We start from the raw sequence: 6,964 nt of genomic DNA on the forward strand, positions 1-6,964 counted from the left end.
CAGAAAAAGCGCCAACTTGCGGCTGGCTTGCAGGTCCTATGCAGGACCTGCACACTTTTACTGCACATTAAAGCGCCTTCCTTTTGGGGCCCGGCGGTGGCTGCGAAGCAGACGGAGGTTAGCTGTTGGCTGTGCCGCAGGCTATTTCCGTTGTCCAGGCCCTGCGGGCCGGGTTCCGTCAGTTCCCTTCAGCTAACCTCAGCCCCGTGGGCAGCTCCTTCCCAAGGAAGGAGCCTACTGCTGAGTCAATTGCATGTTTTTGTGTAGAGTCTTTAGGATTCCATCGGCGGCTGTGTGTTTTGGTGGAAGACGGTTACAGTGACTTTAGCGAGAACCCCCTCCACCGCTATCGCGGTCTCCTTTCCCCATAGATGGGGGAGGTTACGTAAGGAAGAAACGGCTCTGCCGCCTTCATTCCTAATTCCTAATTCTTCCCGTTGCCCTTCAGCCACTTTTCTTTTCTTTCTTGCTTTTCTTTCTCTTATAGTACCAGAGTCCCCCGTAAATCACGGTGACGATGATGATGAGTATCGTAAGCCGCAGGGCGTGTTCTTCCAGGTTGACCACGTCGTGGCCCAGGACGACTTCCAGGGCTGTGGAAGGGAGTTTACCGATGAGGCAGCCCAGGGCGTACTGGCGGAAGTGCATGCTGGAGAGGGCGGCTATGGCGGTGACGAGGCCGTTGGGCATGTAGGGGATGGCCCGAGCGGCGGCGATGGCCTGCCAGGAGTCGTAGGAGTCCAGTTTTTTCAGGGTCTTACTTTTGTTGATAATGTTCATGGCCATGCCCCTGAAGAGGGTACGCATGACGTAGAAGGAAATGATGACCCCCACGGTTTCCGCGAGCCAGGAGATAATGACGCCCCAGAAGAGGCCGAATATGAGTCCATTGGCGGTGGAAATGAATATGGAGGGCAGAAAGCCTACGATATTGATGACCACGTCGATGAAGAAGCTCATGAAGGCGGCGTAAATGCCGAAGGTCTGGAGGTAGTGGATGGTGCCCCGGAGGTCTCCATCTTTGGATAAATGGTATATGGTGGGATAAAAGGTGGGATCAATGAAATGGATGGATACGAGCACCAGGATGAGCAGTGCCAGTACGGAGAGTCGAAATTTCCGCTCTCCCTTTTCGTTCCAGTTTCTGTATCTCATAGAATCCCCTCTGAATTACAAATAACGGTTGGAGGCACTTGGTGCAGGGGCTGGTAGCGAGGTACGGCTGGTGTCAGTTGGAGCGGGGCTTCTAGCTGCTAGCTGTTAGCGGCTAGGAAAGCCGGTTCGCCTGCGGCACTTTCTACGGATGATTCCGTCAACTTCTTCATGCCGTAAGCTGCCCCGCTTTCCTAACTGCTAGAAGCTAACAGCTAGAAGCCCCATCCGGTCGCACACAAGCTTAGCCATACAAACCATTATAATAAAAGGCGGCGCTATCAACGGAATCTGTGGCCCATCGAGTTGTAACACCGTCACAGTCATTTACTAGAAAGATTTCTCGACTCATCGCAGCTGTAGCGATTTTTACCTATAGAGTCATTGTGCATACTGCCAGCCGAGGAGAAGCGTGTCACCGCTCGAAATGACGTTATCGAGATGGTCTCACACAGGGTCTATACGAAAATGACCATTAGAAAAAAAGAAAAGCTCGAAACTTTACAGTTTCGAGCTTGTTGTTTCTGGTGGACCATCAGGGGTTCGAACCCCTGACACCCTGATTAAGAGCTGCATCCCTTGCAGCCTTCTGGTCGTCTCCATTCGGTTCAATAACCCCGCAATCATTAGTTTCTCCGTTTTCTCGATTAATCTGCTGTGGCGGGACATCTACAGGATCTTCATCTCCTGCAGGTTTCTGCTCCACTGGTACCGGAGCTGTCCCCTGCTACGGCTGGGTTGTTCCACCTTTCAGTTCATTTTCCAGTGCATCCAGCGCATCCGGTTCAGACTTAGGCGTCACCGGCGCCGGTGCTGGCTGACCCTTGGCATCGTCAGACGCTTTCCTGGCTGCAAGCAGCTGGGATACCATGCTTTTCAGGCGTGCCACCTTTTCAGCCAGTTCTCCGTCATCATCATGTGCAGGTTCTTCCGGTACGACTACGACCTTTTTCGGATCGCATTCCTCATCGTCTTCGGCCTGCGGTTTCAGCTTCATTGCCGCTTCCACATCTTCTGGGGTAGTGTCGGCATCATTGATGAAAGCCTTCACCATACGTCCCCATAAACTTCTCTTGCTCATTCTTTTTCCTCCTTTGGAAATGTGAGAATTATATTTATCGGAATCCCGGATAGATACCTTGTGTTCCGCACGTCCTTTATCTACCACGGCCACATGGTTTCCCCGAATTTCCTTCTGTGTATATCCGAAATCGCCTGCGGGTTCCCACAGGCAGTCATACCCGCAGGAAATGTCCCGCTTCCCATTTTCAATCTTTCGGATCAGGTCATCATCGTAGATGATGAGGTCCGCAACAATACAATTGGCCAGGTCCCCGCTTCCTCGGTGTACGTTGTTGCATGCGCCCTTGAGGTAGTGAAGCGAATTGTTCGCTCCCACATCTTCCTGCGGATGCTCATCCACTACAGGCTTCCCTTCAAAGGACGCCAGCGTGGCGGGGCTGAATACTTCTTCTTCAGGCCGATTAACGTCATAAATCCGTTCCGGTTCTTTCCCTCCGAACTCCATCCCCCTATACTGTTGGATTCCTGTCCTGGCAATGGGTACATCTTTACAGATCAGATACCCCTCGGGAGTCCTTACCAGATGATCTGAGATTCGACTCCCGTAGTAAACCCTCATATGTCTTTCCCTCCATTCAGTCTTTTAAATGCTGCCAGCGTCATAGACCGTATACGTCCGCCCAGGTAGACCTTGTGCGGCCAGGAAACATCTCCATAGTCCAGCAGCACCTCCGGGTAGCAGCGGCAGTTAAATATCTCCCCCGGGTTATATTTCCCGTAGCTCTTCTCGTGTATCAGTGCCTCCGGGGATGGAGGATCACTCCAGCTGCAGATAACGCCATCCATATGATGATGGGAAGTTCTTACTCTGGCATCCTCGCTGGTCCTCCATACGTACCAGTCCAATCCTGCGCTCTTAGCTCTGACCTTCGTAAGTGCGGTAGACGCCTTGGATGTCTCCGTCCTGGCAATCAGACGGGCATGCCACTCTGTAAGTTCCGGCCATCGCTGCAGCACATCATGCATCAGCTCCTCCGGCCTCTTCCCATGCATGTATCCCCTGGCCATATCTTTGGTTACCTTATCAGCCACCCCGCTGGCCATGGACGTGATGTATTTCGCATTCCGCTCAATAATCGGGTCAAAATCCGTTCTGCGGGCCATCTCCTTTCTGATGGTCTCATATATCATCCGCCCCCTTGACCCATGTCTGGCAGCCTCTCTCCAGTCTCTGGCCCCGTCATAAAACAGATGAGTCACCATCTCCTTGGCTGCTTCCCGGGCCTCCCTGTCCAATGTCGGTGACCTGGCAAATCCGCGGAGGATTTCAAGCATTTGAAAAGGACTGCTGGCGCCTTCCAGCTTTTCCCGCAGTCCCTGCATAATCCTTCGTATGGCCGCCCTGTATTTCCGTTCTACCGATGGTCTCGGCTTGAACCGGTCTTCGTACCTTGCCATATTTTCTCCCTTTATAAATTACTGTGCTCCCTGTGGCCTTCCCCTGGCGCTTGACCTTGCCTGCTGCCGTCCTACCCTGCCGTTGTATCCCGCTTCATCAGGCAAGGGGATATAATGCGAAGATTCCTCTCTGACTTCGGAAACTTCCAGCCCATTTCTCCGGGCTTTATCCAAAGACGCCTCTACTCCTCCCTGGAAATCAATAATCTTTGGACCCTGCCCTGGACTTAGAAGTACTACCTGATTGGGATTCCCTTTTACAGGGTTCACCGTCGTAAAGGATCCCGGTCCAAATTTAATTCTGAATTTTTTATTTTCATGATTTTCCTGTTTCTTTTCTATTCCCCGCCGGAGCGCTTCAGCCAACTCTCTCATTAATTTTCCTTTTTCTTTGTAGCTTTTCCCGTAATAATGCTGACCATTAAATTTTCCCCCGGCCCCTCCGTCGTAGTTTCCGTTTTCATCCAAATGGACATGGGAACCATTGATGGTTCTCCAGTTTCCCTGGTTTGTATCCTTTTCCCAATCCCAGGCCCGTATTCTTTTAATGTTTTCCTCTGTTCGGTCCATATTGCCCTCTGTATCCCACTAAAAAAGACCGCCGGAGCGGTCTTCCTCGTGTTACGATCTTATTCTTCTTCTTCTCCCTTTAGATGGATAAAGTCTAAAACCTCAAAGCATTCTTCTTCGGTTGTCATCCGGACTTTTCCATTTTTGACCAGGATGGACATTGGAAGTCCAGTGAACTTGGGAACATTATAATCCGGTTCATAGACCCTATATCCCTTCCAATACTTTCCTGTATCAGTCACAACATCGTACCCCTGGGCCTTTGCATATTCCAGTACTGTCATACTAATCCTCCACCTTTCGTTAGTACCATATCCAGCAAATCAACATTGGGAATCAACCCATCAACCTGTAATACTTTAGGCGGCGTCTTGAATCTATGTCCATAAGATGTCATTTTATACTTGATTCGATCCAGATACATTAGGCATTCCTGCTGCTCAGAAATAATCCTCCCCGATTGAGGATCATACAGCTCAATTCCTTCCTCAATCTTTCTGCAATGGATGATATGTCCGGTTCGTTTCCTTCCTGCCCAGCCAAATTGTATAGTGTACCTTTTCCCCGGCTCTAATATACTATTTAACCATTTATAGGCTTTTTTGGCTCCTGTAACCGATTCATCCTTTATGTACTCCGGATAGGTTCCGGTTTTGGGATCAATCCAGGCATGATTCGTATTAAGGCTCAATTCCTCGAATGCGTCAGACTTGGTATTTGGCTTGGCTTCTACATTGTAACCTCTTTTTCGAAGTTCATATGCAACCACGCAAGTTTGACAATTTATGGTATATCCTCCCCTGCGCCGATACCCTGGATTGGCATGTCCTGAATTGGCCTTCTTTTCATCCATTGGGTCCCCCCCTTCCTACTGAAGCGATGGAATCCGGATGCGTCAGGTCTACTCCACTGGCAGCTTTCTTTACTATGGTCTCCTGCAATTCCCTCCTTGAGTTTTGATATTCTCTCAAGGTTGTATTGAATTTATTTAAAACCTTTTGATACTGGTCATATCCTGCATCCCCAGGATTCAATGGCCTTCTGTATTGGTCATACTCCCTTTGCGCCTTTTTAAATTCAGCATGAGAATTGAGCATCTTCTGTTTTAACCCTTTGATCTCTTCTCTAGCTTTTTCTTCTGTCTTAATTTTACCACTTGAGGATGTCCCCTGCGGGGCGACATTTTTCTGTTTCCCGGCTACTCCTTTGCGGAGGGCATTGGTAAGACTTTCCATGAGAATGGCCTTCTGTTTCCAGCCCGGTCCATAATGGTGCCGCCCGTTGAATTTATTCCCGGCTCCGCCATCATAATTCCCGTTTTTATCCAGATGGACATGGGAACCATTGATAGTGCGCCAGTGATTTGGGTTAGTATCCCGATCCCGGTCAAGCGTCCGGATTCTCTGAAGATTCTCATTCGTCTGGTCCATGTATACCTCGAAAAATGGCAATAAATATTTGAATTCTCTGAATTTAGGTTTATAATAAATATAAGAAAAGCATTGAGGTGAGCGGAGCAAGTGGTCTGTCCGTTCAGTAAATCCAGATTAGTTTACATGCTTCTGGAGCCTCAATGCTTTTTCGTGGTTTTAGGATAATTTTCATCCCATCCGGTGAGGAGGAATGTGAATTCATCATCAAAATAGGTGGGAGACACGATAGCTGTATAGTGATCTTTACGAATATAAAAACGTCCATTTCTGCTTTCAATGTCTCCGTTTTCAATAATATCGGGAAGTTTTGGCAGGAAATCTTCGGGCTTTATCCCCTGAGACATTCTTTCTTGGATGATATGCTTCAGCCCCATGAAATCATCGCCCCATGGCAGCGCAATTCCTCCAATATCCGACCTTGTAAAAGCGTTCGGTACATAGCCATGCTTCTCTTTCGTAAGTACCCGGATAGCATCATAACCGTAATGCGTTCTGTCTTTTCTCAGCGTTTTTCCCAGTCCATTTGTATCACCCCCTTTACTGATATAATTTCATTTGTGATTGATTTTATAACAATAATATCATATATGAAATCAATGTCAATCCGTTTTGATGTATCCCATTTACTTTTTATTTCATTTGTAATATTTTATTATCAAAGGAAGAAGGTGATTAAATGAATTTAAATAATATGGCTGAGCGGTTAAAAGAAATCCGTCGTACATACGATGGTGGGAAAAGCCAGTCTGAATTTGCACAGCTTCTAGGCCTTGGCCAGTCTACGCTTGCCATGATGGAAGTTGGTAAACGAAATATCTCTGAAAGGCATATCAAGACAATTTGCTCCGTTTGTGGTGTAGATGAAACATGGTTCCGCACCGGAGAAGGAGAAATGTATGCTCCTACCGATGACTCCCTGCTGGACGATGTGGCGAAGCAGTACAAGCTGTCGAAGGAGCAGAAGGATATGGTCCGCATCATTATGGGTTTTCCGGACGATGTGCGGCAGGACCTGGCGGTGGCTCTCCTGGCTGTATGCAGGGAGCTGGCCAATAAAAAAGAGCAGGCCCCGTCTGCTAAAGACGAAGCCCGCCGGAAAGCGATCGAGCAGGAGCTGGAGATGGAGCGGGCCGCGAAAAAGGAAACGTCATAAGTTTCCACGGCTATCTCCGTTTTCCCTGGCTCTACCGCCGCTGAATTTTATATTTTATACAATAAATCTCATAAATGTATCATACTTACAGGGGAAAAAAGGCCCCCCCTGTCAGCCAATAAAAAGAGAAACCCACCAGCTTAGCTGGTGGTTCTTCTTTTGCGGCCCAAAGGGC

General features: G+C 48.6%; 9 protein-coding genes. 1 reads left to right on the forward strand and 8 read right to left on the reverse strand.

The genetic code is table 11. From position 1 onward, the window contains the following. Nucleotides 1–444: 444 nt before the first annotated feature. The 8 genes from QZR21_RS07280 to QZR21_RS07315 form a co-directional block, all read right to left on the reverse strand. Nucleotides 445–1,155: a TVP38/TMEM64 family protein gene (locus QZR21_RS07280; RefSeq protein WP_296974654.1), complete on the reverse strand. Its 711-nt coding sequence runs from the start codon at nucleotides 1,153–1,155 to the stop codon at nucleotides 445–447. A 724-nt stretch (nucleotides 1,156–1,879) separates the two neighbouring features. Further along, complete coding sequence (locus QZR21_RS07285; RefSeq protein WP_296096990.1) at nucleotides 1,880–2,794, reverse strand: DUF2213 domain-containing protein; 915 nt, start codon at nucleotides 2,792–2,794, stop codon at nucleotides 1,880–1,882. Continuing rightward, nucleotides 2,791–3,633: a phage minor head protein gene (locus tag QZR21_RS07290; RefSeq protein WP_296096995.1), complete on the reverse strand. Its 843-nt coding sequence runs from the start codon at nucleotides 3,631–3,633 to the stop codon at nucleotides 2,791–2,793. The genes QZR21_RS07285 and QZR21_RS07290 overlap by 4 nt, the downstream gene beginning before the upstream one ends. Before the next feature lie 18 nt (nucleotides 3,634–3,651). Further along, on the reverse strand, nucleotides 3,652–4,203 hold the full coding sequence (locus QZR21_RS07295) for a hypothetical protein (RefSeq protein WP_296096997.1): 552 nt from the start codon (nucleotides 4,201–4,203) through the stop codon (nucleotides 3,652–3,654). A gap of 59 nt (nucleotides 4,204–4,262) precedes the next feature. Then, nucleotides 4,263–4,487 (reverse strand): hypothetical protein, encoded by a 225-nt coding sequence (locus tag QZR21_RS07300; protein WP_296096999.1) that lies wholly within the window; start codon nucleotides 4,485–4,487, stop codon nucleotides 4,263–4,265. Next, complete coding sequence (locus QZR21_RS07305; RefSeq protein ID WP_296097001.1) at nucleotides 4,484–5,056, reverse strand: toxin glutamine deamidase domain-containing protein; 573 nt, start codon at nucleotides 5,054–5,056, stop codon at nucleotides 4,484–4,486. The genes QZR21_RS07300 and QZR21_RS07305 overlap by 4 nt, the downstream gene beginning before the upstream one ends. Continuing rightward, a complete protein-coding gene (locus QZR21_RS07310; RefSeq protein ID WP_296097004.1) occupies nucleotides 5,049–5,633 on the reverse strand; it encodes a hypothetical protein in 585 nt (194 codons plus the stop codon). The genes QZR21_RS07305 and QZR21_RS07310 overlap by 8 nt, the downstream gene beginning before the upstream one ends. Before the next feature lie 140 nt (nucleotides 5,634–5,773). Beyond that, complete coding sequence (locus QZR21_RS07315; protein ID WP_307973849.1) at nucleotides 5,774–6,181, reverse strand: hypothetical protein; 408 nt, start codon at nucleotides 6,179–6,181, stop codon at nucleotides 5,774–5,776. A 131-nt stretch (nucleotides 6,182–6,312) separates the two neighbouring features. Between QZR21_RS07315 and QZR21_RS07320 the strand changes: the two genes are divergently transcribed. Then, a complete protein-coding gene (locus tag QZR21_RS07320; RefSeq protein ID WP_296097006.1) occupies nucleotides 6,313–6,789 on the forward strand; it encodes a helix-turn-helix transcriptional regulator in 477 nt (158 codons plus the stop codon). The last annotated feature ends 175 nt before the right edge of the window (nucleotides 6,790–6,964 follow it).

It is taken from the genome of uncultured Dialister sp. (assembly GCF_900541605.1).
GTDB lineage: Bacteria > Bacillota > Negativicutes > Veillonellales > Dialisteraceae > Dialister.

Bases quoted from the DNA above. Each gene is read 5' to 3' on its own strand.
- QZR21_RS07295 (WP_296096997.1), bottom strand. From the start codon at position 4,203: ATGGACCGAACAGAGGAAAACATTAAAAGAATACGGGCCTGGGATTGG.
- QZR21_RS07305 (WP_296097001.1), bottom strand. From the start codon at position 5,056: ATGGATGAAAAGAAGGCCAATTCAGGACATGCCAATCCAGGGTATCGG.
- QZR21_RS07310 (WP_296097004.1), bottom strand. From the start codon at position 5,633: ATGGACCAGACGAATGAGAATCTTCAGAGAATCCGGACGCTTGACCGG.
- QZR21_RS07300 (WP_296096999.1), bottom strand. From the start codon at position 4,487: ATGACAGTACTGGAATATGCAAAGGCCCAGGGGTACGATGTTGTGACT.
- QZR21_RS07285 (WP_296096990.1), bottom strand. From the start codon at position 2,794: ATGAGGGTTTACTACGGGAGTCGAATCTCAGATCATCTGGTAAGGACT.
- QZR21_RS07280 (WP_296974654.1), bottom strand. From the start codon at position 1,155: ATGAGATACAGAAACTGGAACGAAAAGGGAGAGCGGAAATTTCGACTC.
- QZR21_RS07290 (WP_296096995.1), bottom strand. From the start codon at position 3,633: ATGGCAAGGTACGAAGACCGGTTCAAGCCGAGACCATCGGTAGAACGG.
- QZR21_RS07320 (WP_296097006.1), top strand. From the start codon at position 6,313: ATGAATTTAAATAATATGGCTGAGCGGTTAAAAGAAATCCGTCGTACA.